Raw genomic sequence first — 25579 nt, forward strand, 5'->3', positions numbered from 1 at the left:
CACCCGAGCGTCGAGACGGCGGCGTCGGCCGGTCGCCGGCCCATCCTCCGGGGGACTCCCGGGAAGCGACTCCCAGACAGCGTGCGGCCCCCACAGCACAGCAGCCGCGCACCGACGCCCCGGCGTCGGCCTCAGGTTCCAAGGAGGGAACATGAGCTCCACACCGTCGGAGACGACCAGACAGATCCGTCAGCTGGTCGAGAGGACCCCGGCTTCGGGCAAGAAGCGTCGGATCGGCCTCCTCGCCATCGTCGCCTGCCTCGGCGGCTTCCTCTTCGGCTACGACACCGGCGTGATCTCCGGCGCCCTGCCCTACATGCACATGCCCCTCCAGGCCGGCGGCCTGGAGCTGACCTCCCTCGAGGAGGGGCTCATCGGCGGCTTCCTGCTGGCCGGCTGCGCCGTCGGCGCGGTGCTGGGCGGGCGCCTGTCGGACCGCTTCGGCCGCCGCCACAACATCATGATCCTGGCCGCGCTGTTCTTCTTCGGCGCGCTGGCCGTGGCCTTCGCCCCCAACCTGCCGTTCATGTACGTCGCCCGCTTCGTGCTCGGCCTCGCCGTCGGCGGCGCGTCCACGACGGTCCCGGTGTACCTCTCCGAGTCCGCTCCCAAGGAGCAGCGCGGCATGCTGGTCGCGGTCGACCAGCTCATGATCGTCACCGGTCAGCTCGCGGCCTTCGCGATGAACGCGGTGATCGCCGCGGTCCAGGGCGGCCCCACCGCGGTCGTGGAGAACGACCCCTCGGGCACCTACGAGTCCGGCGCCTCCGTCTCCTGGGATCTCCTCGCGGGCATCGCCGGCGTCACCGTCTCGGACGGCAACGGCTTCGCCTGGCGCTGGATGCTCGTGGTCTGCTCCCTGCCCGCGATCGCGCTGTGGATCGGCATCCGCATGATGCCGGAGTCGGCCCGCTGGCACGTGGGCCGCGGCGAGCTCAAGGAAGCCATCGGCGCCCTGAAGCGGATCCGTATCGAGGGGAAGCACGACGTCGTCACCGAGGTCGCCGAGATGGAGGAGAACCGCCGCCAGGAGGAGAAGCGCGAGAAGCTCAGCCTCAAGGCGGGCCTCAGGGTCCCGTGGCTGCGCTCGATCATCATCTTCGGCGGCACCTTCGCCATCCTCCAGCAGCTCACCGGCGTGAACACGATGATGTACTACGCCCCCCGCGTGCTGATGGCCGCCGGCTTCGACTCGCAGGCCTCGATCATCCTCAACGTCTTCACCGGCGTCGCCTCGGTGATCGGCTCCGCCGCCGGCCTGCTGGCGCTGCGCCGCTTCGGCCGCCGCCAGGTGCTGCTGGTGGGCCAGGTGATCCTGACCCTGTCCCTGATCGCGATGACTGCGATCTTCCTCTTCGGCATCAACCCCTACATCGGCCTGGACGGGCAGGTCTCCGCGGACATCCCGCAGTTCGTGCCCTACCTCGTCGTCGTGGTGATCGTGCTGTTCATGCTCGGCATGCAGTCCGGCCCCGGCCCGGTCATGTGGGTGATGCTCTCGGAGATCTTCCCCAACGCCATCCGCGGCGCCGCCAACGGCTTCGCGGTGATGATCCTGTGGATCACCAACATGATCGTGACCGTCATGTTCCCGGTGCTGATGGACGGGGTGGGCCCGGTGTTCACCTACGCCCTGTTCGCGGCGATCAACATCTTCGCGGTCATCTACTACTACATCCGCGTGCCCGAGACGAGGAAGTTCACCCTCGAGCGCATCGAGTGGGAGTTCCGCGAGGCCGGCGGAGTGATCCGCCTGCGCTGACCCCGGCGCCGTCGGCCCGCCCGTCGGACCGCCCAGCTCCCGTCCCACCGACCACCCGCACGTCACCCGTCCCGCCGACCCCGTCGGCAGCCCGACCCGAGAGGCCCCCATGACCACCGCACCGCTCTCCGTCGCCGTGATCGGAGCCGGCATGGCCGGCAAGACCCACGCCAACGCCTGGCGCCAGGCCGGCACCGTCTACGACCTCGGCCTTCCGCCCGTGCGCCTGGCGACCATCGCCGACGCCCACCTGCCCTTCGCCGAGGACGCCGCGAAGCGCTACGGCTACGAGAACGCCGTCGGCGACTGGCGCGAGGTCGCCGAGGACGACTCCATCGACATCGTCTCGATCGTGGTGGGCAACGCCCTGCACCGCGAGATCGCCGAGGCGATGGCCGCGAGCGGCAAGCACGTGCTCTGCGAGAAGCCCCTGGCCGGCACCCTCGAGGACGCCAAGGCCATGGCCGAGCTCGAGGCGAAGCACCCCGACCTGGTCCTCGCCACCGGCTACACCTTCCGCCGCAACGCCGGCATCGCCATGCTCGCCAAGCTCGCGCAGGAGGGCGCGCTCGGCGAGGTCGCCCACCTCGACGCCCGCTACTGGTGCGACTACGGCGCCGACCCGAACGTGCCGATGGCCTGGCGCTACAAGGGCCCGATGGGCTCCGGCGCCCTCGGCGACGTCGGCTCTCACCTGGTCGACTCCGCCGAGCTCATCATGGGCCCGGTCGTCGAGGTCTCCGGCGCGCAGCTGGTCCGCACCATCGCCGAGCGCCCCGTGGCGACCGGTGCCGTCGCGGGCGGCCGCGGGGTCACCGCCGCGGCCGACGCCCCCAAGGAGGAGGTGGAGAACGACGACGTCGCGACCTTCACCGCCCGTTTCGCCTCCGGCGCGGCCGGCACCTTCTCCGTCTCCCGCGTCGCCCACGGACTGCCCAACTACAAGAACCTCGCCGTGCTCGGCACCGGCGGCTCCGCCACCTGGTCCCTGGACCGCACCGGCGAGATCCAGCTGGCCGACGCCTCCTCGCCCGCGGGCCTCGGCGGACTCCGCCAGGTGCTGGTCAACCCCGACTTCCCCTATTTCAAGAACGGCTCCTCCATGGCCTTCGGCGGCGTGGGCCTGAACCAGATCGAACAGTTCACCTACCAGGCCCACGCCTTCCTCCAGCAGGTCGCGGGCATCGAGGACGGCGCCCTGCCGCGCTGCGCGAGCTTCTCCGACGGCTACCGCCAGATGCGGATCCTCGGCGCGGTCGCCGAGTCCGCCGATCGCGGCGGCGCGGCCATCCAGATCGACTGATCCCGTCCACGACCCCCGAAAGGACCCGACATGGCCTTCACCTACGGCGCCTACACCGCCTGCCTGCAGGACCGCTCCCTCTCCGAGGCCCTCGACGTGCTCGCCGGGGCGAGCCTGAAGGGCGCCGAGCTCAACACCGGCGGCTTCATCCCCTCCCCGCACGCCCACGTCGACGCGCTGCTGGCCAGCGAGAAGGAGCGCGGCGAGCTGCGCGCCCTCTTCGCCGACAAGGGCATGGAGCTGACGGGCCTGACCGTCTCCGGCAACCCGCTCTCCCCGCTGCCCACCGAGGGCCTCCCGCACGCCCACGACCTGCGCCGCACCATCGAGCTGGCCGGCAGCCTCGGCGTGCGCGACGTGGTCGCGATGTCCGGCACGCCCGGCACCGACCCCGGCGCCCGCTACCCGGCCTGGATCGTGAACCCCTGGAACGGCATCGATCTGGAGATCCTGGAGCACCAGTGGTCCGTCGCGGTGCCCTTCTGGAAGGAGATCGACGCCCTCGCCCGGGAGCGCGACGTGCAGCTCGCCTTCGAGATGCACCCGCGCAACCTCGTCTTCTCCCCGCTCACCTTCGAGCAGTTCCTCGACCGCGTGGAGCCGACGAACATCGGTGTGAACCTCGATCCCTCGCACCTGTTCTGGCAGCAGATGGAGCCGATCGACTGCATCGAGCGGCTCGGCGCGCACATCACCCACGTGCACGCCAAGGACACCGCGGTGCTGCCGGGCGCGGCCGTGCGCGGCGTGCTCGACACCGCCTTCGACCCGGTGCCCGAGGATCCCGCCCAGCGCACCCCCACCGGCATCGGCCACTACTGCAGCACCTGGCCCGAGGACCCGGCCTGGCGCTTCGTGGCCCTCGGCGAGGGGCACGACGTGGACTACTGGACCCGGTTCCTCACGGCGCTCGCGGCGGTGAGCCCGGACCTCAGCGTCAACATCGAGCACGAGGACGCGGCCTTCGGCAAGGTCGAGGGCCTCGAGCGCGGTGCCCGCACCCTGCTCGCCGCCGCCGAGGCCGCCGGGGTCTGACCCCGACGGCGGCCCCGTCGATTCCATGAGAAGTGTCGTTATCGGGCCTGATTCCCGCACTTCTCATGGGATGGGCCGCCGAGACCGCTTCGGTCCGCCCCTTCCGCTCTGATCCCTCCGCAGTCCCATCCCCACAGAAGGAGCTCCTCATGCCTCTCGTCCGCATCACCCAGCAGGATGTCCGCACCCCCGAAGAGTCCCGGCAGATGGCCGACATCGTCCAGGACGTCATGCTCGAGCTGTTCGCCGCCCCGCCCGGGGACCGCTACCAGATCCTCGAGACCCTGCCCGTCGGCTCGATCATCGCTGAGGACACCGGTCTCGGCTTCGAGCGCAGCGACGGCGTGGTGATCATCCACATCACCCAGCAGGGCCGTGGCGAGGAGCAGAAGAAGGCGATCTACGCGGCGCTGTCGGAACGCCTCGCCGCCGCAGGTCTCGTGCGCGAGGACGACCTGATCGTCTCCGTCGTGGAGAACGGCCACGAGGACTGGTCCTTCGGCCGAGGTCGCGCGCAGTTCCTCACCGGCGAGCTCTGAGCCCGGGCGCCCGGCAGCCGGGCACTCGCCCGGTCCCGGGAGATCGAGTGGCGGACCGTCGGCCGCCCGACAATCACCTATATTTGTATGGACAAAGACCGTTCCCCATGTGATCATGGGTGGTGACCGGAGGGTCGTGGGGCAGAGCAGCCCGCGACACCGCACCAGGTTCTGACGCAGGGAGGCATGGAGAGCCATGGCATCTGATCTCGACATCATCACGTTCGGCCGCAGCGGCGTGGACATCTATCCCTTGGAGATCGAGAAGGGCCTCGAGGACATCCACAGCTTCGGCAAGTTCCTCGGCGGCAGCCCCACCAACGTCGCCGTCGCCGCGGCCCGTCTCGGGCACACGCCCGCGGTGATCACGGGCGTGGGCGACGACCCCTTCGGCCGCTACGTGGTCAAGGAGATGGAGCGCCTGGGCGTCTCCGGCCGCTACGTCGTGAAGAACGACGAGCTGAACACCCCGATCACGCTGTGCGAGATCTTCCCGCCGGACGACTTCCCGCTGTACTTCTACCGCAAGCCCAGCGCCCCCGACCTGCAGGTCGCGCCCGAGCACCTCGACTTCGCCGCGATCCGCAGGGTGCCGCTGTTCTGGTTCTCCGGCACCGGCCTGTCCGAGGAGCCCAGCCGCTCCGCCCACCACGCGGCGCTCGAGGCGCGCGGGAAGGACGGCGGCCCCGAGGGCGGGCACACCGTCTTCGACCTCGACTACCGGCCCATGTTCTGGTCCTCGATCGAGGAGGCTCGGGAGCAGTACCGCGAGGCGCTGGCGTACACGACGGTCGCGGTCGGCAACAAGGAGGAGTGCGAGGTCGCCGTCGGCGAGACCGAGCCCGAGCGTGCGGCCGACGCGCTGCTCGAGGCCGGCGTGAAGGTCGCGATCGTCAAGCAGGGCCCCAAGGGCGTGCTCGGCAAGACCGCCGACGAGCGCGTGGTCGTCGCCCCGAACATGATCCAGGTCATCAACGGCCTCGGCGCCGGCGACAGCTTCGGCGGCTCGCTCTGCCACGGCCTGCTCACCGGCCAGTCCCTCGAGGAGACGCTGACCCGCTGCAACGCGGCCGGCGCCATCGTGACCTCCCGCCTCGAGTGCTCCACCGCCATGCCCACCACCGAGGAGATCGACCTGCTCATCGCGGGCGGCGATCCCAACAAGGGGCAGACGGTCGACGAGATGCTCGGCGCCCTGCGGGGGCGCGGCGCCGTCGGGGCGGAGCAGCGATGACCACCAGCCCCACCACCGTCGGAGCCGACGGCTTCGTCTCGACCTACGACGAGGTCACGCGCGTGCGGATCGAGGACCCGGGCCGCTTCGCCCGCCTCGCCGCCGCGCGGAAGCGCCGCACCGTCGCCGACACCGACGGCACGATGATGATCATCGCCGCCGACCACCCGGCACGCGGCGCCCTCGGCGTCGGCTCCCGCGACCAGGCCATGGCCTCCCGCACCGAGCTGCTGGACCGCATGCGCGAGGCGCTGGCCGTGCCCGGCGTGGACGGGGTGCTCGGCACCGCCGACATCCTCGAGGACCTGCTGGTCATGGGTGCGCTCGAGGACAAGGTCGTGTTCGCCTCGATGAACCGCGGCGGACTGCAGGGCGGGTCCTGGGAGATCGAGGACCGCTTCACCGCCTACGACGCCGCCTCGATCAAGCAGGCCGGCTTCGACGGCGGGAAGATGCTCACCCGCATCGACCTCGACGACGACCGCACCTCCTTCATCCTCGAGGCGAGCGCGAACGCCGTCACCGACCTCGCCCGCCACGAGCTGATCGCCATGGTCGAGCCGTTCATGTCCTCCCGCCCCGGCGGGCCGGGCACGAAGGTCGTCAACGACCTCTCCCCGGAGGCGGTCATCAAGTCCATCCATATCGCCCAGGGCCTCGGCGCCACCAGCGCCTACACCTGGCTGAAGCTCCCGGCGGTCGAGGACATGGAGCGGGTCATGGACGCCACCACCATGCCCACCCTGATCCTCGGCGGCGACCCGGTGGACGAAGATCCCGAGACGATCCGCGCCTCGTGGGGGAGGGCGCTGGCCCGTCCGAACGTGCGCGGCCTCGTCGTCGGCCGGACCCTGCTGTACCCCGCGGGGGACGACGTCACCGCGGCGGTCTCCGCCTCGGTCGACATGATCCGCTCCGCGAGCGCGTCCTGACGATCCCGCTCCCAGCATCGAGAACAGGAGAGCATCCATGAGCACCACCGAGCAGCTCCATCTGCCGGCCGGGGCCACCGGCCGTGGGAACTACGAGACGATCATCGATCCCGGCGCCCGCGAGGGCTGGGTCCACACCGGCCTGCGCGTCCTCGCCCTCGCCCCGGGCGGCAGCGAGCTGGTCACCGCGGGCGGCGTCGAGGCGATGGTCGTGCCGCTGAACGGGGCGTGCGACGTCACCGTGGACGGCGAGACCCACCGCCTGCGCGGCCGCGAGGACGTCTTCACCTCCGCGACCGACGTGCTCTACGTCCCCGTCGGCTCCCAGCTGACGATCTCCTCGGCCGAGGGCGGCCGCTTCGCGCTCGCCACCGCCGTCGCCACCGGCGCCCACCCCGTCGCGCTGATCCGCGCCGAGGATGTGCCCGTCGAGATCCGCGGCGGCGGGAACATGACCCGCAAGGTGCGCAACTTCGGCACCGTCGGCGCCTTCGACCAGATGGACTCCCTCATCGCCTGCGAGGTCATCACCCCCGGCGGGAACTGGTCCAGCTATCCCGCGCACAAGCACGACGAGACGACCGAGACGGAATCGGAGCTGGAGGAGATCTACTACTACGAGATCCAGGACGGCCCGGCCGGTCCCGGCTTCGGCTTCCACCAGACCACCTCCAGCGGCGAGGACACGCCGATCGACGTGCTCACCGAGGTGCGCAGCGGCGACACGGTCCTGGTCCCGCACGGCTGGCACGGCCCCTGCGCCGCCGCGCCCGGCCACGACATGTACTACCTCAACGTCATGGCCGGCCCCGAGGCGGAGCGGGCCTGGAACATCACCGACCATCCCGAGCAGGGCTGGGTGCGCGACACCTGGGCCGACGCCGGGATCGACCCGCGACTCGAAGGAGAGGCCCGATGACCGCAGAGCATGCAGCCCCGTTGCAGCAGAACGCGGCGCCGCAGACCGCACCCCCGCAGGACGTCCGCGTCGGCGTGATCGGCGTGGGGCGGATGGGCGCCGACCACGTCGAGCGCATCACGCGCCGCATCAAGGGCGTGCGCGTCAGCGTGCTCAGCGACTACCTGCGCGAGACCGCCGAGAAGGTCTCCGCCACCGCCGCCGGCTCCCGCGTGGTCGACACCTGGCAGGAGGTCGTCGCGGCCGAGGACGTCGACGCCGTGCTCATCGCCAGCCCCGGCGAGTTCCACCGCGAGCAGGTCCTGGCCTGCATCGAGGCGGGCAAGCCGGTGCTCTGCGAGAAGCCGCTGGCGATGAACCCGTCCGACGCCTACGACGTGGTCCGCGCCGAGGCCGAGGCCGGCGCCCCGCTGGTCTCCCTCGGCTTCATGCGCCGCTTCGACGTCGGCTACGGCGAACTGAAGGACGCCCTCGAGGCGGGCGAGCTCGGCACGCCGATGCTGCTGAACTGCAAGCACCGCAACGCCTCGGTGCTGCCCGGCTTCACCGACACCCACATGGTCTACGACTCGGCCGTGCACGAGATCGACGCGATCTCCTTCTTCCTCGAGGAGCCGGTGGTCTCGGTGCAGACCGTCATGCCGCGCAGCACCGAGAAGGCGCCCGAGGGGCTGCACGACCCGCTGCTGTTCCTGTTCCGCACCGCCTCCGGCACCGTGGTCACCGACGAGCTGTGGGTCAGCACCGACGCCGGCTACGAGGTGCGCACCGAGCTCGTCGGCTCGAAGGGCGCGGCGACCGTGGGCCAGGAGTCCGGGATGGTCACCACCCAGCAGGCCGGCTCCCGCTGGGGCGGGCAGGTGCCGCTGGACTTCCGCCCCCGCTTCATCGCCGCCTACGACGCGGAGGTGCAGGCGTGGGTCGCCGCGGTGGCCGACGGCAGCAACATCGCACCCCGCTCGGCGACCGCCTGGGACGGCTACGCGGCCGCCGCCGTGTGCGAGGCCGCGGAGCGGTCGCTCACGGCCGAGGGCGCCGTGGACGTGACCCTGCAGGAGCGCCCCGCCTGAAGCGGCGCGCCTGAAGAGCCCCGACCGCGGTCCTACGGCTCAGCCCGCCCCGTATCCTGCGGGGCGGGCCCGCGCCGCGGCGGGGGAGGACCCGGAACTCGCTGGGGAGACCCGGAGGACGAGGAGACAGACGTGGACAGCGAGAGCACGAGCGACGCCATCGGGAGCACGACGGAGCACGCGGCGCCGGTGAACGGCGCGGCGGGCAGCGCCGCGTCGGAGAACGGCGCGATCACCCTGGACCTCACGATCGAGCGCGATACCAGCACCCCTCTGTACCTGCAGCTCGCCGGCGGGATCGAGGACGCGATCCGCTCCGGCGTGCTGCCCCCGGGCAGCCGCCTCGAGAACGAGCTGGCCCTCTCCAAGCGGCTGAAGCTCTCCCGGCCCACCGTGCGCCAGGGCATCCAGGAGCTCGTGGACAAGGGCATGCTGGTGCGCAAGCGCGGCGTCGGCACCCAGGTGGTGCAGGCCCCCGTGAACCGGCAGGTCGCGCTGACCTCGCTGTACGACGACCTGCGCACCGCCGGGAAGGCGCCGCGCACCGAGATCATCGAGTACCGCATCGGCCGGCCCTCCCCGGAGGCGCTGGACCGCCTGCAGCTCTCCCCGGGCGAGCAGGTCCTGGACCTCATCCGCGTCCGCTACGCCGACGGGGAGCCGCTCGCCGTCATGCGCAACACGATCCCCGAGCGGATCGCGCCCTCCCGCGAGGCGCTGGCCGCCTCCGGCCTGTACGCCTGCCTGCGTGAGCGCGGCATCACCACCGTGCTCGCCCATGAGCGGATCGGCGCGACCATCGCCGATGAGGAGCACGCCGAGCTGCTCGAGGAGGAGATCGGCGCGCCGCTGCTGACCATGGAGCGCAAGTCCTTCGCGAACGACGGCGGCGTCGTCGAGTTCGGGTACCACGTGTATCGCGCCTCGCGGTACTCGTTCGAGGTCACGCTGGTCGATTCCTGAGGTCGCCGGTCACAGTGCCGTCCACGCGGCAGGCTCCAGCGCGACCGGGGCAGGCCGGCCGGGGACGAGCACGTGGCGGCAACGGTCCGAGAGGCTCACGAGCAGCAGCGTCGTCCCGTCGTTGATCGCCCAGATGAGTCCGTCGGCGGAGCGGGCGGTGACCAGGGAATCCTCTGCCGGTTCGGTCGGCAGCGGCCGGTCTGCACGTCCCAGCGCGGCGAGTGCGTCGGGTACCTGCTCGTAGGTCAGCGACGCGACCCCGGGGACGGCCAGCGCCGCGGCGCTCGCTATCGTCCGTGCCTCGTGCAGCGCGGTGCCCGCCCGGGGGTCGACCGGCGGTGCTGGCGCGGGCACCGGCTGGGGGCGGGTGGCGACGTTAGCGAAGCGCGGGCGAAGGGTGATCGGTCCGACGTGCACGGGCAGGTCGGGTGCACGGGCGGTGAGCTGCTCGGCGAGCAGTCGCTGCATCGCGATCGCCTCGACGAGCTGCTCGGTCTCCAGCGTGTGGAACAGCGGCGTGGTCGCGAAGGCGAGAGCCTCCGGCTCCGCGGCGAGGACCGTGTCCCACTCGCGGATCAGCTCCGTGAAGTGGGAGCGCGCCCCGGCGGCGACGGGGAGACCCTCCGGCAGCGCCGAGCGCAGGGCGGCGGCGAGCTCCGGGGTGGTCACGTGCCGGGCGTCGTCGGCGATCCCGACGAAGCGCAGCGGCGCTCCCTGCCGGGCTGCTGCGGCGAGGCGTCGCCGCAGCTCGGCGAGGGCCGACGTATCGGCAGAGGAGGGGGAGACGATCCAGAGGGCGAGCCCGGTGCCCGCGTCCGCGAGCGCCGCGTCGAGCCGCTCCGGCCAGTCCGGGTCCGCGAGCTCGAGGTCGAGATGGCCGGTGCCGATCCTCGGCACGGCGCCGGCCATCTCGACCTCGAGCGACCAGCGGCCGGACGCCCAAGGCCTGCTCGTAGGGGACGCGACCGCGGGGGAGTGGCCCTCCGCAGAGCGTCCAGCGGCTGATGCGGTGGGGGAGGGAGCGCCGTCGGCGGCGCTCACAGCGAGGTCATGCCGCCGTCGACGCGGAACAGCGCGCCGGTGGCGAAGGCGGCGTCGTCGCTCGCGAGGAACACCATGATCCCCTCGACGTCGGCCGGCGTGCCGGGGCGGCCCATCGGGATCCGGCCGACGATCGCGGCGCGCTCGGCCGGATCGTCGGAGATCGTCGTGACCAGCGGGGTCTCGGTGTAGCCGGGGACCACGGCGTTCACACGGATCCCGTCGGCCGCGTAGGCGGCGGCGACGGTGCGGGCGAGTCCGTGGATCCCGGCCTTCGTGGTCGCGTAGGAGGTGAAGTCGTTGCCCTCCCCGGTCAGTCCCGTCGGGGAGCCGGTGAGGATGATCGAGCCGCCGCCGGTGGTGAGCATCGAGCGGACCGCGTGCTTCACGGTGAGCATGGTGCTGGTGAGGTTCACGTCCACGGTCCGCTGCCAGACGGCGAGGTCAAGGTCGGCGATCTTCGCGTCCTGCCCGAACAGCTGCACGCCGGCGTTCGCGACCACCATGTCCGGACTCCAGCCAGCCTCCGCGAGCTCGGCGAATCCGGCCTCGACCGCGGGCTCCGAGGAGATGTCGATGGCGAGGGGGTGGTGGAGGCGCGGAGGCGCAGCGGCTGCGGCGTCGTCGGGAGCAGGCGGCGCGCGCCACCGCATCGGCCCCGGACCCCTCCCGTCCGTCGGCCCGCGGCCGTACGCTTCCCCCGAGCCCCCGCACCGGCGCGGGACCGCACCGGAGAGGATCCGTCATGACCGAGAACTCCGCACAGGGCGGCACCGCAGGCAGCACCGACGGCGACACCGCGCAGGGCCAGGACTGGTCGAAGGGCCGCCCCGTCCACTTCGAGATCCAGGCCGCCGATCCGCAGCGCGCCGTCGAGTTCTACACGAGCGTGTTCGGATGGACGACCGAGGACTGGTCCGGCTTCGCGGGCATGCCGTACTTCGGCGTCACCACCGGCACCGGCCCCGGCATCGACGGCGCGATCCTCGGCCGCCCGGGCGGGGAGAACGCCGAGGTGGGCGGCCCGGTCATGGGCGCCACCCTGACCATGGGCGTCGCCGACTTCGACGAGGTCGCCGCGCGGATCACCGCCGCGGGCGGCACGGTCGCGCTGCCGAAGTACGCGCTGCCCGGCATGGCCTGGCAGGGCTACTTCCACGACACCGAGAACAACGTCTTCGGCATCCACCAGCCCGACCCCGAGGCGAAGTGAGCGATGCGGCCCGGCAGCGCTGAGGGAAGCCGGGCCCCGGAGCCGGGCACCGGATGTTGCCCGCTGCCTGCGGGCGGGTCCGTGGCCCGCGGGGAGAGCTGAGCTGCGCAGCGCGGGAGCTGGGAGGGCTCAGCGCCCGAACAGGTCGCCGATCCCCAGGTCGGAGAGTTGGTCGCCGAAGCCGGTGAGCTGCTCGCCGAGATCGGTGATGCCGCCGCCGAGACCGTCGGCCGCGCCGTCGAGGCCCTCGAGCCCCTCGAGGCCCTCCTTCCCCTCGAACCCCTCGGTGAATCCTGCGAGCTGGTCGGAGAGGTCGGGGGCGAGGGCGTCGACGTCGATCCCGTCGCCGATCGCGGACTCGAGCAGGGAGCCGCCGACGGAGCTGAGCACCGCGCCGCCCGCGACCACGGCGAGCAGACCGCCCGCCGCTGCGCCCGCCGCTCCGAGGCCGACGGCTCCGGCGCCGAGCGCGGCCTTCCCGATCGCGCCGGAACGGCCGCTCCCGGCGCTGCCGCCGGAACGACCCAGCAGCCGCGTGAGCCGCCGCGGATCCAGCACCCCGAGACGGGTCGCGGAGCGGGCCAGGTCCTGAGGGGCATCGGAGCGCGGCCGCTCGCCCTCGGGCAGCTCGCTGCGCATCGACGAGCTCAGCTGCTCACGCTGGGCCGGGGTGAGGCGCTCGAACGCCTCGCGGTGCACGCGCTCGAGCTGGTCCGGCTCGGCGGTGCGCACCAGGTAGTCGTAGCGGGCGATCGCCCGACGGTCCTCCGCGGAGAGCTCCGCCGCCGCGGCGCCGCCCCCTCCGCTCCTGCCGGCGGGCCCGCTCGCGCCGGCGGCGTCACGGGACGCATGGTCCCCGGCCAGCGACGGCATGGACGTCGTCGGGATGCCCACGCCCGCCCGCCGCGAGGAGCTCCCGTCCCGCTGATCGCGGCGGGGGCTGTCGTCGTGGCGCGACGAGGAGCCGTGTGCGGAGCGCTGCGAGGAGTCGTCCCCGGTGAGGGCATCGGCGGCGCCGCGCACGAGGGAGCGCCAGTCCGAGCCCCCTCCCGTGCGGGAGCGGCCCGAGCCCTGCTGGTCCAGGGCCTTCTGGGCGGTGCCGATCAGGCGGCGGAACGTGCTCATGAGGGTCCTTCCGGTGGGACGCGCCCGGGGCTCCGGGCAGGGGACGAGAGTGACGGCGCCGCCTCCGCGCCGTCCGGGATGTCCCTGGACCGCGCCTGGGAGCGGGAGTGATCCGCCGACGGTGCTCCGCCGGCGGCGATGACCCGTTCATCGAGGCGCCCTCGCCCTGACCTCGTCGTGCCGGGGCGTCAGGCGCCGCCGCCTCGCCGCACGTCCGCCGCGGCGGGGGCAGGGATCTCCGGATCGAAGGGGATCATCGGCCGGTCGATGCGGGTGTGACCCAGCCGCAGCAGGTCCTGGTCCACGCCGCTCGGTGACGACCAGGTCAGCCCGGTCCGGGATGCCTCGACGAGGGAGGCCGACGGGTCGGCGCCCGGGCCGCCGGACCGGGTCCTGTTGGCGGTGCGCTCGCCGGGGTCCCTGGGCGGGGCCGCGTCGGAGTGCTCAGCCCAGCAGCAGCCGCAGCCCGGTCCACAGCGACAGCGCCGCGCCGATGAAGCCCAGCACGATCACGAGACGGTGGATGCCGAGCTCCCCGAGCTTCCGCTGCAGCGCCTCGCCGAGACCGACCGCGAGGACGAGGGAGCCGAGCATCGCCGCCCACACCCAGACGGGCATGTCCGGCAGCTGACCGTCGTCCCAGGCCAGCTTGCTGCCGAAGGACACGAACGAGACCAGGATCCACAGCGGCTGGAGCGTGGCGACCATCGCCAGGGCCGGCCACCGCGAGAGGACCGCGTACACGGTCGCGGCCGGTCCGCCGACCCCGCCGAGCACCGTGCCCAGACCGATCCCGACCCCGGTGCCGATCTGCACCGGGACGCCGTCGACGGTGGTGTGGACGCGGGCGAGGAGCACCGAGATCACCAGGCTCAGCAGCACCAGCGTGGAGACCACCAGGTACAGCGGCGCGGGCGGGGAGATGGAGGACAGCCAGGCGGCGAAGGGCATCACCGCGATCGCCGGCAGTCCCAGCCGCAGCACCTTGCCCCACTCGATCTGCGACCAGATCCGCGGCAGCATCACCACCGGCACGAGCCCGCCGAGCAGGTTCGCGAGCATGATCCCCTCGTGCGCACCGATCAGCACCACCGCATAGGGCGCGAAGACGATGCCGAGCCCCATCCCGGCCACACGCTGGATGATCGCGCAGACCAGCACCAGGGCGATCAGGCTCAGGAACAGGGTGAGGGACACGCGGCCACCGTATCGAGCGGTCCGGCCGAGCGGTCAGCCGTCCACGGCGCGAGGGGGATCAGCAGAAAGGGGACTCCAGCGGCACGCCGCGGAGCTCAGCTCCTCGCCGTGCCGCTGGAGTCCCTCTTCTGCGGACGGGACCCGGTGACCGCTGCGACGAGCGGTCAATCCTGGCACGTGCGCTGCACGGGCGGTGGGTTCAGGAGGAGGGGCAGGCGCTGCTCAGCCCTGGCCCAGTCCCCGCTCAGCGGCCGGAGAACAGCGCCGCGATCTGCGGGTGTCCGGCCTCGTATCCCTCGAGCAGCTTCCGGCCGAGCTCGGGCGAGCTGACCAGCGGGTGCGTGGCGAAGCCCTGCCAGGCCGCCTCGCGGGAGCCGGTCGTCGCGGCCTCGAGGATCTTCCGCTCGGCGGCGCGGAGGGTCGACATCATCCCGAGCCTGCCGAGCTCCACCGGCGCGATCGGCAGGGGGTGCACCCCGTCGCCGTCGACCTCGCACAGCACCTCGAGCACGCAGTCCGCAGGCAGCTCGGGCACGATCCGCTCGCTCGCCGGCGCGTCCTCGCGGCCGGCGGCGATGTTGCCGACGTCCAGGATCATCCGCTCGGGACGGCCGGTGGCGAGGGCGGTCATGAGTCGCATCGCGACCTCCTGGTAGCCGCCGCCGGCGACGTCCTCCTCTCGCCGCTCCTCGTCGCGGGACTCGGCCATGTAGGTCGCCTCCCGCTCGTGAAGGGTCTCGCGCCAGAGAGCCAGCGGCGAGGCGCAGCAGGAGTCGGATTCACCCTCCCCTCCGGCTCCGCCCGCTCCGTCGGGGCGACCCGCCGAGCCGGCAGCCCCGGCGTGCCCGCTCGCGCGCGCCTCCGGTCCCCGCCCGTCGGCCTCCGCGGCGGCGAGATAGAAGTCGCCCTGCTGCTTGGCGAGGAACTCCCCGCGCGTGGTCGCAGCGCCGGTGATCCGCTCGATCGCGTCGGAGGTGTGGAGGTAGTAGAAGAGGTACTCGTTGGGCAGCGCCCCGTCGGCCCGCACCCAGTCCTTGCCGATCAGCCGCGCCTCCTCGATCTCCTCGAGGGCCGCGTCGTCGGCGAGCAGGTCGGGGAGGCGCTCGGTCCCCTCCAGCCGCACCGAGCGCAGCCATCCGAGGTGGTTCAGGCCCACGTAGTCGACCTCCGCGCCGCGCTCGCCGGCGACGAGGTCCGCGCCCAGCAGCCGGCCGACGCGGCGCACCAGCCCGATCGGGGTGTCGCAGATCCCGACGACGCGGTCGCCGAGCACGGAGCGCATCGCCTCGGTGACGATCCCGGCGGGGTTGGTGAAGTTGATGGTCCACGCCGACGGGGCGAGCTCTGAGATGGTCCGCGCGATCTCGAGGGCGACGGGGAGGGTGCGCAGCGCGTAGGCGAGGCCGCCCGGCCCGATCGTCTCCTGGCCCAGCAGGCCGAGGCCGAGCGCGACCCGCTCGTCGATCGTGCGGGCCTCGGCCCCGCCCACGCGCACGGCGCTGAACACGAAGTCCGCGCCGGCCACGGCCTCGCACAGGTCGGTGGTGGCGATCAGGCGGGGGAGGGCGGCGGCCCGTCCCTCGGCGGCCAGGCGCGCGCCCTGCTCCTCGATGACCGCGCTGATGGTCGCGAGGCGCTCGGGGTCGACGTCGTGCAGCGCGATCTCGTCGACGGTGAGGCCGGTGGCGGCGGTGGCGACCGCCTCGTGGACGAGGGGGACGCGGAACCCTCCGCCTCCCAGGATGGTGAGCTTCATGGCAGCAGGACCTCCACGGCCTCCCCCTCGGGGAGGTCGATCTCGATGGGCAGGGGGCGGTCGGTGAGCAGGGCGGTGAAGCGCGGCAGGCGGGCGACCTCGAGGAAGCCGGAGCCGGGGAACTTCTCGTGGTCGGCCAGCAGGTAGGAGCAGGTCGCGACCTCGAGCAGGCCCCGCTTGACGGGGACCTCGCTGGGGGTGGAGTCGAGCACCGCGCCGTCGGCCCGCACCCCGGCGGTGCCGAGGAAGGCGCGGTCCACGCGCAGCTGGCGCAGTGCCGATTCGGTGAGGGTGCCGACGAGGGAGTCGTAGTTGGGGCGCAGCAGCCCGCCGAGCACGACGATGTCGATCGCCGGTGCGCTCGCGAGCGCCCGCACCACGGCGAGGGAGGCGGTGACCACGGTGAGGGAGCGCTCGGCCAGCAGCGGGCACATCGCGGCGACGGTGGTGCCGATGTCCAGCGCGATCACCTCGCCGTCGCGGATCTGGGTGCAGGCGAGCGCCGCGATCGCCTGCTTCGCGGCGGGGGCGGAGGCGGCGACGTCCGCGAAGGAGCGCGGATCGGCCTCGGGACGCACGGAGCCGCGCGGATCGGTGGCGCCGCCGCGGACCCGTCGGACCAGGCCCTGCTCGGCGAGCGCGTCGAGGTCCCGACGGATCGTCGCCTCGGAGACCTGCAGGTCAGCGCTGAGAGCGGCGACGGTCGCCGCACCGCTGCGGCGGATCGCCGACACGATCGCCCGGTGGCGCTCCTCGCTCAGCATGGCGATACCGTAGCATCGAGCACGCAACTTCACGCAGCTTCGAACAGGAGCGTGCAGTCCCGTGCAGATCATGCCATCATGGTGCCGTGCACCACACCCGGGTGCTCGGACGGGCGGACGCGACGGAGCGGCACCGCCGACCCTTCAGGAGGACACCATGCGACGACGTCATTTCCTCGGGACCAGCGCAGCGCTCGGCGGCCTGGGGCTCCTCGCGGCCTGCGCCCCCGGCTCGGACGGCGGCGGCGGGGACGCCTCCGACGGCGGCGGCCCGGCGGCCGGCGACGTCGAGACCGACATCGCCTCCCTCGGGGACGTGACCCTCACGGTCTGGGACCAGGAGGTCCGCGGCGCGCAGAACGACGCGATCGAAGCCCTGATCACCGCGTTCCAGGAGAAGTACCCCAACGTCACCGTGGACCGGCAGAGCCAGTCCTTCGACGACCTCCAGCAGCAGACGGGCCTGGCCCTGTCCGGCAACGACGTGCCCGACGTGCTCCAGGTCAACAACGCCCGCGGCGACATGGGCGCCTACGTCGCCGACCAGCTGCTCACCGACCTCACCGGCTACGCCGAGGCCTACGGCTGGGAGGACCGCTTCAGCGACAGCGTGCTGGCGAAGATGCGCTACTCGGCCGACGGGGTCACCTTCGGCGAGGGCGCCCTCTACGGCCTCGCCCAGACCGGCGAGATCTGCGGCATCTACTACTCCCAGAAGAAGCTCGACGAGCTCGGCCTCGAGGCCCCCGCCACCTGGGACGAGCTCTTCGCCCTGGTCGACGCCGCGAAGGAGGCCGGGGAGCAGCCGATCATGCTCGGCAACCTCGACCAGTGGCCGGCCCTGCACGTCTTCGGCCCGCTGCAGGCCAACTTCGTGCCCGCCGAGGAGATCGTCACCCTCGGCATGGGCAACGCCGGCGCCGACTGGACCAGCGAGCAGAACGTCGCCGCCCTCACCCAGCTCGCCGAATGGGGCACCTCCGGCGCGATGGGCGACTCCCCCAACGGCCTCGCCTACGACGACGCCTGGCCGCTGTACACCAAGGGCACCGGCGTGCTCCTCATCGGCGGCTCCTGGCTCGCCCCCGACATGGAGGCCGTGATGGGCGAGGACCTGCGCTTCATGGCCCCGCCGCCCGGGGCCGACGGCGCGGTCGCCACCACCGGCGGCACCGGCATCCCCTTCTCGATCCCCGCCGCCGCCGAGAACAAGGACGTCGCCGCCGCCTACATCGACTTCCTCACCAGCGACGAGGCGATGCAGCTCATCGCCGACAACGGCGGCATGCCCGTGAACCGCACCGCCGAGCTCGCCCCCGAGTCCGGGGTGAACAAGGACGTCTACGAGGCCTTCGACGCGGTCTCCACCGACGGCACCCTGCTGCCCTATCTCGACTACGCCACCCCGTCCTTCGCCGACACCGCCGGGGCAACCCTGCAGGAGGTGATCGGCGGGCAGACCGAGCCCGCGGCCGCCGCCGACGCGCTGCAGGAGGACTACGCCGCGTTCACCGAGGGGTCCTGACCACATGGCGTCAGCTCACCGGAGCACGGCCCGGGCAGGAGGAGGGGCCGACGGGGCGGCCGCCCGCGCGTCCGCCGACGGGGCGCCCGCCCGCGCGTCGGCCGACGGGACGCGGGTGACACGACGTGGCACATTTGCCACGTCGCGCCGTCCGCGTCCCTCGGCCGTGGCCCGCTCGTGGGTCACGCCTCTGCTGTTCCTGCTGCCCGCCTTCGCGGTCTACGCCGCGTTCGCGCTCTACCCGCTGGGCCGCGCCGCGCAGTTCTCCCTCTTCGAGTGGCGCGGCTTCGGGGCCTCCACCTTCGTGGGCCTCCAGAACTACGTCGACCTCGCCGGGGACGCCGCCTTCCGCGCCGCGATCGGGAACGCCCTGGTCCTGATCGTGTTCTACGCGGTGATCCCGCTGGTCGTCGGCCTCGTGCTCGCCGCGATCCTGCGCCGCGGCCAGGTGCGCGGGATGGGCTTCTTCCGCACCGTGATCTTCCTGCCGCAGGTGATCGCGCTGGTCGTCGTCGCGGTCGCGTGGCGGCAGATCTACTCGCCCGTCGGCCCGCTGAACCAGGTGCTGGAGGCCGTCGGCCTCGGAGGCCTCACCCGCGGCTGGCTCGGCGACCCGGGCACGGCGCTCGCGTCCGTCGGCTTCATCGGCACCTGGGTAGAGATGGGGCTGGTGATGCTGCTGATGCTGTCCGGGATGAGCCGCATCCCCGCCGAGCTGTTCGAGGCGGCGCGGCTGGACGGCGCCGGACCCGTGAAGGAGTTCTTCGCGATCACCCTGCCCGCAGTGCGCGGCGAGATCACCGTCGCGCTCGTGCTGACCATCATCGCGGCGCTGAAGACCTTCGACCTCGTCTACATGACCACCTCCGGCGGCCCCGGCAACTCCACCACCGTGCCCAGCTACGAGGTGTACTTCCGCGCCTTCGACCTGCGCGAGGTCGGCTCCGCGAGCGCCGTCGCGATCGTGCTGACGCTGCTGATCTTCGCGATCAACGTGGGCGTCACCCGCATCGGGGAGCGTGAGTCATGAGGGTCTCCCGCGGCGAGGTCGTGATGAACTACGTCCTCCTGATCGCCTTCGCGCTGTTCGCGCTCGCGCCCGTGCTGACGATCCTGATCGGCTCCGTCTCGGCGCCGCTGGGGGAGCCGGCCGGCTTCTACCCCGGCAACTACCTCGAGGCATGGACGGTGGGCGGCTTCGGCAGCTCGCTCGGGAACTCCGTCGTGGTCGCCGCGATCGTGGTGGGCCTGGCGACCGTGCTCTCGATCGGCTCCGGCTATGCGCTGGGCACCATGCGCTTCCCCGGCGCGACGGTGCTCTTCTACCTGTTCCTGCTGGGCATGATGATCCCCGCCGAGGCGACGATCATCCCGCTGTTCTTCGACCTGCGCACCCTGGGCCTGACCGACACCTATCTCGCGATCGCCCTGCCGCAGGTCGCCCAGTCCATCGCCTTCGGCACCTTCTGGCTGCGGGCGCAGTTCCGTTCGATGCCGACGAGCCTGCTCGAGGCCGCCGCGCTCGACGGCGCAGGCCCCCTGCGCGCGCTGCGCAGCATCCTCGTGCCTGCCTCCCGGCCGGCGATCGTGACGCTCGTGGTGCTGGTGTTCATGTGGACATGGAACGAGTTCCTCATCGCCCTGATCATGACCCCGAGCGGCAGCCGACGCACCGCCCCGCTGGGCCTGGCGACCTTCCAGGGCCAGTACACCTCCGAGACCGCGCTGCTCGCCGCGGCCGCCGTGATCATCGCCCTGCCCACCGTGATCCTGTTCCTGTTCCTCCAACGCCACTTCATCCGCGGGATGCTCGAAGGAGTCGCCAAGTGATGACCGACCGCCCCGACGCCCTGACCGACGGGCCCGCCGCCGCCTCGCACGCCCCGGGCGCCGCGACCCCGGCCCCGCCCGAGGCCGCCGAGCGGCAGGACTGGGACCCGCTGGCCTCGCTGCGCACCCCGTCGGACCCGCCGCTGGACGTGCTGCTCTCCGGCACCGTGTTCTTCGACATCGTCTTCACCGGCATGGACCGCCTGCCCCAGCCCGGCGAGGAGCTGTGGTCCAAGGGGATGGGCTCGAGCCCCGGCGGCATCGCGAACCTCGCCACCGCCGCCGCCCGGCTCGGCCTGCGCACGGGCCTGGTCGCCGGCTTCGGCGACGACGCCTACGGCGACTGGATGTGGCAGACCCTCGCCGAGGAGGAGGGCATCGACCTGTCCGCCTCGCGACGCTTCGACGACTTCCACTCGGCGCTGACCGTCTCCATCGCCGCCCACGGCGACCGGGCCATGGCCACCCACGGCCACGACCTGCCCGAGCCGCTGTCGGCCATGATCGCCCGCGCCCCCGCCGCCCGCGCCGCCGTCGTGGACCTCGCGGGGGAGACCTCCTGGTGGGCGGAGCTCGCCCGCGGCGGCGCGCTGATCTTCGCCGACATCGGCTTCGATGCGACCGGCCGCTGGGACCCCGCGGACCTCGCCCCGCTCGCCCACTGTCACGCCTTCACCCCCAACGCGCTCGAGGCCACGGCCTACACCCGCACCGACAGCCCCGGCCGCGCCGTGCGGGCGCTCGCCGAGAAGGTGCCGCTGGCAGTGGTGACCGACGGGGTCGACGGCGCCTACGCGATCGACGCCTCCACCGGCGAGGAGGCGTTCTGCCCCGCCGTGCCCGTCCACGCCATCGACACCACCGGCGCCGGGGACGTGTTCGCCGCCGGAATGGTGCTGGGCACCCTGGCCGAGTGGCCGCTCGATCAGCGGCTGCGCTTCGCCTCGCTGTGCTCGGCGCTGGCCGTGCAGCAGTTCGGCGGCTCCCTCGCAGCGCCCGGCTGGGGCGACATCACCGACTGGTGGCGCCACCTCAGCGACGGCGCGGCCGACGGGGACCTCCGCGCCGCCTTCACCCGCGGCGGCTACGAGTTCCTCGACGGCATCGTCCCCGACCGCCCCGTGCTCGGCCGACGCCGCGCCCAGGGCACCTTCGCGCTCCGCTCCGACGCCGGCCGGCACTGACCCCGGCCGGCACTGACGCAGGCCCGGCCCGTACGACCCCGACCCATCCACCGGTGCATCGACGCACCGCCGCACGAGAGAAGTCAGGAACCATGTCGCACCCTCCCCTCCCCGCCCGCCCCGCCTCTGCCGCACCCGTCCCCGACGCCCCCGCCGCCCGCGGGCTCTCCCGCCGGCGCCTCCTGAAGGGCTCGGCAGTGCTCGGACTCGCCGCCGGCGCCACCGCCCTGGACCTCAGCGGGCTGCCGCCCATGGAGCGCGCCCTCGCCGACGGCGGCGTCGACCTGGACATCCTCTACATCGGCGCCCACCCCGACGACGAGGCCTGGACCCTGGCCGCCTTCGGGCAGTGGAACGAGTACGAGGATCAGACGGCCGGGGTCATCACGATCACCCGCGGCGAGGGCGGCGGGAACGCCGTCGGCCTCGAGGAGGGCCCGGCGCTGGGGCTGCTCCGCGAGGGCGAGGAGCGCACCGCCGTCGGCCTCGCCGGGATCGAGCACGTCTTCAACCTCGACGCGGTCGACTTCTTCTACACCCTCTCCGCCCCGCTCAGCCACGAGGTGTGGGGCGGGCGGGACGTGCTCAGCCGCGTGATCCGCGTCGTGCGCGCGACCCGGCCGGACGTGATCGTGACGATGAACCCCTCGGCCGTGCAGGGCAACCACGGCAACCACCAGCAGGCCGCGATGTTCGCGGTGGAGGCGTACCTCCTCGCCGGTCGCGAGGACGTCTTCCCCGAGCACTTCGACGAGGGGCTCGCGCCCTTCGCCCCGAAGCGGCTGCTGCGCTCGGGCTCCGACGGGCAGGCGCCGACCGGGCCCGACGCCGTCGCGACCGGGTTCACGCCGCTGGTGGCGAGCGACGTCGTGTTCGGGGCGTGGAACGGCACCGAGTCCGAGACGCACGGCAAGCGCTGGTCCGCCGTGCGCGACGACTCGATCCACGCCTATCGCACCCAGGGCTGGCACGTCTTCCCGCCCACCACCACGGACCCCGCGAAGATCCCCGCCGCCTGGTTCACCCTCATCGACTCCCGCACCCCGTTCCCGGACCCGACCAGCGGTGACACCGCAGCGCTCGGCGGGGCGAGCCTCCCGGTCGAGGGCGGGCTGCCGCTCGGCACCACGCTCGAGCTGCGCAGCGAGCAGTTCGCCGTGCAGACCGGCGGCAGCGTCGAGGTCGAGGTGGAGATCGGCTCCCCGGGCAGCGCCCTGCCCGGCGTGCAGGTCGAGCTCGAGGTCCCCGACGGCTGGGACGCCGGGCGCCGGCAGGTCCTCGGCACGATCCCCGCCAAGCAGTCCCGCACCGCGACCTTCACCGTCGAGGTGCCGGAGAGCGCGACCCCCGGCGAGCACGTGCTGCTGCGCGCCCGCGTCACCTCCCGCAAGGGCAGCGGTGAGAACGTGCTCCCGCTGCGCACCGCCGGCGTGGTCGAGGCCGGGATCGCCGACCGCGCCGAGATCGCCGCCTTCCTCGAGTGGACCGAGGAGCTCGGCATGCAGCGCCTCGACGCGCTCGTGCCCACCCGTCGCTCGCTCGGCCAGGGCCGCGCCGAGGAGTTCGAGATCGTGGTGCGCAACCGCTCCGAGCAGGTCCAGGACGCGGAGGTCACCCTCACCCTGCCCGACGGCTTCACCGCCGAGCCCGCCCAGCTGCTGGTGGAAGGCGTGCCCGCGCTCGGCGAGTCGACGGCCACGGTGCGGATCGAGAACACCGACCCCTCGCTGCCGACGGCGAACCGCGCCCCGGACGGCGGCGTCTACGCCGTCACGGTCACCGCGTCGGCCGGAGGCGTCGCCGCCGCGACCCCGCAGGGCCTCCACCTCGTGCCGCGGCTGGTCGCCTCCCGCACCGAGGGCGTCGAGGTCGACGCGGTGCGCGGCACAGGGGAGTACCCCAGCGAGCCGATCGACATCGGCACCCTGTGGGAGGGCTCGGAGGTCACCCCCGAGGACGCCTCCGGCTCCACCTGGGTCACCTACGACGACGCAGCGCTGCACGTGTTCGTGCAGGTCACCGACGACGTGCTCGGCACACTTCTGCCGGCGGAGGACAACAAGCAGCGCTTCCGCACCGACTCCGTCGAGATCATGATCGACCCGCGCGGCACCTCCGACCACACCGCCACCACCTTCATCCTCGGGGCGCTGCCCGGCACGGACGACGGCACGGGCGGCGCGGGCGGACCGGTCGCCGGACGCGACCACGACAACCGCCAGGGCCCGATCGAGGAGGTCGCGCCCTCGGTGCGGATCGCCGCCGAGATCTCCGAGCCCTACCAGGGCTACGTGCTCGAGACGACGATCCCCTTCGCGGAGCTGCCCGACGGCATCGACCCCACCCGCATGGGCTTCAACGTGGTCGTCTACGACTCCGACACCCAGGACCGCACCGGCCAGTCCCGCATCGGCTGGTCCACCTTCCCCGGCGTGCAGGCCGACCCCTTCCGCTGGGGCGTGCTCGAGCTACCGGGCCTCGAGGCCCAGCCGTCGGCGCCGGTCGAGCCCAGGATCCCGAACACCTCGGCCCGCTCCGTCGCCTCGCCCCAGTCGATCCTGCAGTCCGCGGCCGACGGGGTGGGGCTCGGCGGCTTCCCCACGCTCGGCGCGGACGCGGTGCGGGTGGACAAGGCGACCCGCCGACGCCGCGAGATCAGCGCCGTGGTGCGCACCGCGGCGCCCGGCACCCGGCGCGTGTTCGTCTGGGACGGGGAGCGGACCGTCGGAGAGCTCGAGGCGGCCGACGTCCGCTCCGCCCGCGAGGTCGTGACGATCCCGCTGGTCGGGGACGTGCCGGCCGACGCGACGCTGACGGTGGCCGTGTCGCTGGAGAACGAGGACGGCGCCGGCGCGGGCGCCGCGGCGGTGCGCTGAGCGGGCGAGCGGCGGCTACTGCGCCGTCACCGCCCGCTCGAGCGCGGCGAGGGACTCCTCGAGGAAGCGCGGCGGGAACGGCGGCAGGCCGAACTCCTCCCGGAGCGGGTCGGGCACAGCGCTCCAGTCGTAGGTCAGCGTGACCTCGGTGGCTGAGTCCCCGTCGCCCGCGCCGCCTGCGGGGGCGAGGTCGTAGCGCCAGGTCCATCCGCCGGTGCCGAGCTCGCCGTCCGGGCCGTACTGCCCCGGCTCCCAGGCGATCGTCCGGTCCTGCGCGAAGGCGATCACGCGGTTGTGCATGTCGTAGCGGCCGTGGGCGTTCTCGTGGAACATCTCGATGCCGAACACCTGCCCCACCCCGATCAGCGGCGCGGGGTCCTCCTCGAGGGAGCCGCGAACCCAGTCCGTCGGCTCGGTCTCGTGGTGCCGGGCCGGGTCCGCGAGCAGCGCGAACACCGCCTCGGGCGGAGCGGCGATCGTGCGGGTGACGGCGTAGCGGGTGCCGGTGTCCGGGGTGGAGGGGTCGGCGGTGGTCATGAGCGGTCCTTCCGGGAGGTCCAACGGGTGTAGGTGACGCCGGAGGCGAAGGAGAGGTGCTCGACGAGCTCGAGCCGCTCGCTGTGCCCGTCGGGGAAGAGCCGGCGTCCACGCCCCTGCACGTACGCGTAGGTCCACAGGCAGTACCCGTCCACGAGCCCGGCGGCGATGAGCGCGTGGCAGAGGGTGATCGACCCGGTCAGGGAGATCTCCGCGCCCTCGGTCTGCTTCAGTGCGCGCACCTGCGCGACCGGGTCGCCGGTGAGGATCGTGGAGTTCTGCCACGCGGGGTCCGTCATCGTGGAGCTGACCACGTACTTCTGCAGGGCGTTCAGCTCGTCGGAGACGCCGGTGGTGTCCTCGGTCTGCTCCGGCCAGAAGCCGCGGAAGTCCTCGAAGGTATGCCGGCCCAGCAGGATCGCGTCGCAGGCGGCGCTGTCGCGGGCGACGATCTGGGCCTGGTCGGCGTCCTGGGCCATCGGGTCGAACCAGTCGTCGAGCAGCTCGACGCTGCCGTCGGCGGTGATGTTCTGGGTGAGGATCAGGGGGCGCACGGGACCTCCTCCGGTCGGTGCCTCGGAGCGCCCACGCTAGCGGGGCGGGGAGGCGCAGGTGCGTCCGATCCTGCGCAGTCCGGGCCAGTCGCCGCGGCCGGCAGAAAGGGGCTCTGAGCGGCACGCCGCGGAGCTCAGCTCCACGGCGTGCCGCTCAGAGCCCCATTGTGCAGATCACCTGCCGCCGCAGGCTGATCCGGGAGACGCCGGCCGGTGCCGC

General features: G+C 72.8%; 23 protein-coding genes. 15 read left to right on the plus strand and 8 right to left on the minus strand.

Features of this window, described 5'->3' with window-relative positions; translation table 11 throughout:
• The first annotated feature begins 151 nt into the window (after positions 1 to 151).
• From DS079_RS07155 to DS079_RS07195, 9 genes are all read left to right on the plus strand, one after another.
• Positions 152 to 1762: an MFS transporter gene (locus tag DS079_RS07155; protein WP_126986109.1), complete on the plus strand. Its 1611-nt coding sequence runs from the start codon at positions 152 to 154 to the stop codon at positions 1760 to 1762.
• A 109-nt stretch (positions 1763 to 1871) separates the two neighbouring features.
• Positions 1872 to 3065, plus strand: a complete 1194-nt coding sequence (locus tag DS079_RS07160; protein WP_126986111.1) for a Gfo/Idh/MocA family protein — start codon at positions 1872 to 1874, stop codon at positions 3063 to 3065.
• A gap of 30 nt (positions 3066 to 3095) precedes the next feature.
• Positions 3096 to 4100 (plus strand): sugar phosphate isomerase/epimerase family protein, encoded by a 1005-nt coding sequence (locus tag DS079_RS07165; protein ID WP_126986113.1) that lies wholly within the window; start codon positions 3096 to 3098, stop codon positions 4098 to 4100.
• A 149-nt stretch (positions 4101 to 4249) separates the two neighbouring features.
• Positions 4250 to 4639 carry a tautomerase family protein gene (locus DS079_RS07170; protein ID WP_126986115.1) on the plus strand — a complete coding sequence of 130 codons (390 nt, stop codon included), beginning with the start codon at positions 4250 to 4252 and terminating at the stop codon, positions 4637 to 4639.
• Positions 4640 to 4835: 196 nt separating this feature from the next.
• Positions 4836 to 5873 (plus strand): 5-dehydro-2-deoxygluconokinase, encoded by a 1038-nt coding sequence (gene iolC, locus DS079_RS07175; protein ID WP_126986117.1) that lies wholly within the window; start codon positions 4836 to 4838, stop codon positions 5871 to 5873.
• Complete coding sequence (locus DS079_RS07180; RefSeq protein WP_126986119.1) at positions 5870 to 6805, plus strand: Cgl0159 family (beta/alpha)8-fold protein; 936 nt, start codon at positions 5870 to 5872, stop codon at positions 6803 to 6805. The genes iolC and DS079_RS07180 overlap by 4 nt, the downstream gene beginning before the upstream one ends.
• Positions 6806 to 6842: 37 nt before the next feature.
• A complete protein-coding gene (gene iolB / locus DS079_RS07185) occupies positions 6843 to 7724 on the plus strand; it encodes a 5-deoxy-glucuronate isomerase (RefSeq protein WP_126986121.1) in 882 nt (293 codons plus the stop codon).
• The gene (locus DS079_RS07190) at positions 7721 to 8794 is read left to right on the plus strand and encodes a Gfo/Idh/MocA family protein (RefSeq protein ID WP_126986123.1); all 1074 of its coding nucleotides are present in this window, start codon (positions 7721 to 7723) and stop codon (positions 8792 to 8794) included. Before iolB ends, DS079_RS07190 begins: the two co-directional genes overlap by 4 nt.
• Positions 8795 to 9025: 231 nt before the next feature.
• Positions 9026 to 9757, plus strand: coding sequence for a GntR family transcriptional regulator (locus DS079_RS07195; RefSeq protein ID WP_206516146.1), 732 nt, complete (start codon positions 9026 to 9028; stop codon positions 9755 to 9757).
• Positions 9758 to 9766: 9 nt separating this feature from the next.
• Here DS079_RS07195 and DS079_RS07200 read toward each other — a convergent pair whose 3' ends face one another.
• Together DS079_RS07200 and DS079_RS07205 are read right to left on the minus strand one after the other, a co-directional pair.
• Positions 9767 to 10666 carry a D-apionate lactonase family protein gene (locus DS079_RS07200; protein WP_126986126.1) on the minus strand — a complete coding sequence of 300 codons (900 nt, stop codon included), beginning with the start codon at positions 10664 to 10666 and terminating at the stop codon, positions 9767 to 9769.
• Between the two features lie 128 nt (positions 10667 to 10794).
• Entirely contained in the window at positions 10795 to 11451 is a 657-nt protein-coding gene (locus tag DS079_RS07205; RefSeq protein ID WP_241237579.1) for an SDR family NAD(P)-dependent oxidoreductase, read from the minus strand.
• A 92-nt stretch (positions 11452 to 11543) separates the two neighbouring features.
• Between DS079_RS07205 and DS079_RS07210 the strand changes: the two genes are divergently transcribed.
• The gene (locus tag DS079_RS07210; RefSeq protein ID WP_126986128.1) at positions 11544 to 12011 is read left to right on the plus strand and encodes a VOC family protein; all 468 of its coding nucleotides are present in this window, start codon (positions 11544 to 11546) and stop codon (positions 12009 to 12011) included.
• Between the two features lie 129 nt (positions 12012 to 12140).
• Here DS079_RS07210 and DS079_RS07215 read toward each other — a convergent pair whose 3' ends face one another.
• The 4 genes from DS079_RS07215 to DS079_RS07230 form a co-directional block, all read right to left on the minus strand.
• Positions 12141 to 13136 carry a hypothetical protein gene (locus DS079_RS07215; protein ID WP_126986130.1) on the minus strand — a complete coding sequence of 332 codons (996 nt, stop codon included), beginning with the start codon at positions 13134 to 13136 and terminating at the stop codon, positions 12141 to 12143.
• 444 nt (positions 13137 to 13580) lie between these two features.
• Entirely contained in the window at positions 13581 to 14333 is a 753-nt protein-coding gene (locus DS079_RS07220) for a TSUP family transporter (RefSeq protein ID WP_126986132.1), read from the minus strand.
• Positions 14334 to 14577: 244 nt separating this feature from the next.
• Complete coding sequence (locus DS079_RS07225) at positions 14578 to 16089, minus strand: family 4 glycosyl hydrolase (RefSeq protein ID WP_126986134.1); 1512 nt, start codon at positions 16087 to 16089, stop codon at positions 14578 to 14580.
• The gene (locus DS079_RS07230; protein WP_126986136.1) at positions 16086 to 16853 is read right to left on the minus strand and encodes a DeoR/GlpR family DNA-binding transcription regulator; all 768 of its coding nucleotides are present in this window, start codon (positions 16851 to 16853) and stop codon (positions 16086 to 16088) included. Before DS079_RS07230 ends, DS079_RS07225 begins: the two co-directional genes overlap by 4 nt.
• 157 nt (positions 16854 to 17010) lie before the next feature.
• Here DS079_RS07230 and DS079_RS07235 point away from each other — a divergent pair, with 157 nt between their 5' ends.
• From DS079_RS07235 to DS079_RS07255, 5 genes are all read left to right on the plus strand, one after another.
• Positions 17011 to 18378, plus strand: coding sequence for an ABC transporter substrate-binding protein (locus tag DS079_RS07235; protein ID WP_126986138.1), 1368 nt, complete (start codon positions 17011 to 17013; stop codon positions 18376 to 18378).
• A gap of 166 nt (positions 18379 to 18544) precedes the next feature.
• Positions 18545 to 19408, plus strand: coding sequence for a carbohydrate ABC transporter permease (locus DS079_RS07240; protein ID WP_053918395.1), 864 nt, complete (start codon positions 18545 to 18547; stop codon positions 19406 to 19408).
• Complete coding sequence (locus DS079_RS07245) at positions 19405 to 20208, plus strand: carbohydrate ABC transporter permease (protein WP_053918393.1); 804 nt, start codon at positions 19405 to 19407, stop codon at positions 20206 to 20208. The genes DS079_RS07240 and DS079_RS07245 overlap by 4 nt, the downstream gene beginning before the upstream one ends.
• Entirely contained in the window at positions 20208 to 21392 is a 1185-nt protein-coding gene (locus tag DS079_RS07250; protein WP_126986142.1) for a carbohydrate kinase family protein, read from the plus strand. Before DS079_RS07245 ends, DS079_RS07250 begins: the two co-directional genes overlap by 1 nt.
• A gap of 92 nt (positions 21393 to 21484) precedes the next feature.
• Positions 21485 to 24268, plus strand: a complete 2784-nt coding sequence (locus tag DS079_RS07255; protein WP_126986144.1) for a sugar-binding protein — start codon at positions 21485 to 21487, stop codon at positions 24266 to 24268.
• Positions 24269 to 24283: 15 nt separating this feature from the next.
• On the opposite strand, the gene DS079_RS07260 is transcribed toward DS079_RS07255, so the two are convergent.
• Complete coding sequence (locus DS079_RS07260; RefSeq protein WP_126986146.1) at positions 24284 to 24805, minus strand: SRPBCC family protein; 522 nt, start codon at positions 24803 to 24805, stop codon at positions 24284 to 24286.
• Positions 24802 to 25359, minus strand: coding sequence for a dihydrofolate reductase family protein (locus DS079_RS07265; RefSeq protein ID WP_126986148.1), 558 nt, complete (start codon positions 25357 to 25359; stop codon positions 24802 to 24804). The genes DS079_RS07260 and DS079_RS07265 overlap by 4 nt, the downstream gene beginning before the upstream one ends.
• Between the last annotated feature and the right edge of the window lie 220 nt (positions 25360 to 25579).

The sequence above is a fragment of the Brachybacterium paraconglomeratum genome (assembly GCF_003994255.1).
Taxonomy (GTDB): domain Bacteria; phylum Actinomycetota; class Actinomycetes; order Actinomycetales; family Dermabacteraceae; genus Brachybacterium; species Brachybacterium conglomeratum.